This window comes from Alteromonas sp. BZK5 (assembly GCF_014349115.1).
Classification (GTDB): domain Bacteria; phylum Pseudomonadota; class Gammaproteobacteria; order Enterobacterales; family Alteromonadaceae; genus Alteromonas; species Alteromonas macleodii.
The window spans coordinates 1-2,047 of the sequence record NZ_JACSOE010000220.1 but is presented as its reverse complement, the minus strand read 5'-3'; the positions used below and the strand labels follow the sequence as shown (position 1 = coordinate 2,047).

General features: G+C 49.7%; 1 protein-coding gene. It reads left to right on the top strand.

Annotated elements, in window-relative coordinates; translation table 11 throughout:
• The first annotated feature begins 692 nt into the window (after positions 1–692).
• The gene (gene ltrA, locus BIZ39_RS21450) at positions 693–1,964 is read left to right on the top strand and encodes a group II intron reverse transcriptase/maturase (RefSeq protein WP_187448059.1); all 1,272 of its coding nucleotides are present in this window, start codon (positions 693–695) and stop codon (positions 1,962–1,964) included.
• The last annotated feature ends 83 nt before the right edge of the window (positions 1,965–2,047 follow it).

Here is a 2,047-nt window from a genome sequence, read left to right as displayed (position 1 = left end):
TGAATCACCCTGACTGAGGGGAAGATAATCCGAATGGCAAGGGCGTTGTTGGCCAACGACAGGGTCCGAAGGAAGCCATAGGAAGTTAGAGGTACACAACGCAAGTGAACCTGATTCGGCAAGACAGGAGGGTAAGCGTGCAAAATAGCGCAAAGCCCGATACTCAGTCAGTCCTGTTTTGTGCTTGAGGGTGGCATTTCTAACAGGGCGCTAGTGCAGTAACTGGGGAAGCCTGACACCGTTTCTGGTTGTGAGCCAGAAGCATCTATGCGAGAGGCGACTCAAGGTAGGTGTTGGTGCGAGGTGGCAGATGATGCCGTAGTAGTGAGTAAAGTTCGGCCTGTGAAAGCCAGTAATGGTGTGGAGGGTAAAACCGAGCTGACCATCAGCAGTGTTTGGTGGCATCGTTATCAGCCAAAAGCTGATAGGGATGGCGAAGGGCGGAAGTACATAGTCAGTCTGTGATGAGCAGGTGTTTTTTTTTAGTGGTACACGAATCGATTAGCTATCGACGTCTTCGTACTTGGTTTGTCGCGGAAGCGACGGACTGGCTACGAAACGGTACATGGGAGTAACGTGGTGAACGTTGAGTAGATTGCCATTGGGCTAGCACGCTCTACCACCATGTGAAATAGACCAACGCGAAGAGAAAGTATCGGCCCCCACACAGCACACTATCTTCGAGAGGAAGTATGCGGGTTTATTATAGTTTGTACGGTCACCTGCTTAATAAAGCGAGGCTGTTCAAAGGGTTTAAAAAGGTATTCAAAGCGAAAGGTGCGGCCGGAATAGATGGGCAGAGCCTGAGCGCGTTTGCCTCAAATCTGGATAATGAACTCACACAGCTTCTTCTCGAGCTCAAAACCAAGCGCTATCAACCGCAACCGGTAAGGCGGGTCATTATCCCGAAAGACGGGGGCGGTGAGCGTCTATTGGGTATCCCAACAGTCAGGGATAGAGTGGTTCAACAATGCTTGAATGACCTCCTTACACCCATCTTCGAAGAGCAGTTCCATCCATCAAGCTTTGGTTATAGACCGAAGCGGAGCTGTCACGATGCCATTAATAAAGCCACCATGTTCATCCGTCGATACGGACGGCGACACGTGGTGGATATGGACCTGTCGAAGTGCTTCGATAAGCTGGACCATACGCTTATCATTAAGAGCATCAAAAGGCGGGTGCGCGATGGCAGCGTGTTGAAGTTAATTACTCAGTTCTTAGAAAGTGGGGTAATGGTTGATGGGCATTGGCAGCAGACAGAGACAGGCAGTCCGCAAGGCGGGGTAATAAGCCCGCTCATAGCGAACATCTATCTGGATGCGTTCGATGAGGAAATGAAACAACGTGGGCACCGCATAGTGCGCTATGCTGATGACATCCTTATCTTGTGTAGCAGTCGTACAGCGGCAGAGAATGCCAAAGTGCAAGCCACACACATCTTAGAAGAAAAGCTAAAGCTAAGCGTAAACACGGATAAAACACACATTACACACAGTGATGATGGTGTGAAGTTCCTAGGCGTTGAAATTGGGACGAAACATACCCGCATACAGTCTAAGAAACTCACCGCGTTTAAGGCGAAGCTCAAGCAGATGACGAAACGCAATGGCGGAGTGCCACTGCAATCAGTCATCAATGCATTAAACCCTCTGCTAAGAGGGTTTAGTTACTACTTCAAGATAGCCAATGCGAGCAGGGCATTTAAGCAACTCGCGAGCTGGCTAAGACGGCGCTTGCGCAGCATCCAACTTAAGTTATGGAAGAAGGCGAGCCGCCTCCATCGCTGGCTACGACAGCATGGTTATAAAGGCAAGTTCGCTCACATCAACATGACGAGCTGGTGCAGTGCACGCAGTCCTTTAGCAAGCTACGCGATGCCAAACAGTTGGTTCGAAGAACTTGGGCTAATGAACTTGGAGAATGTTGAAACAGGATATGTGTTTAGCAATTACGCTAAATAACTGTGTACATGAGCCGTATACGAGGCCCGTATGTACGGTTCTGTGAGAGGGATGAGGCGGTGACGCCTCACCCTACTCGATGT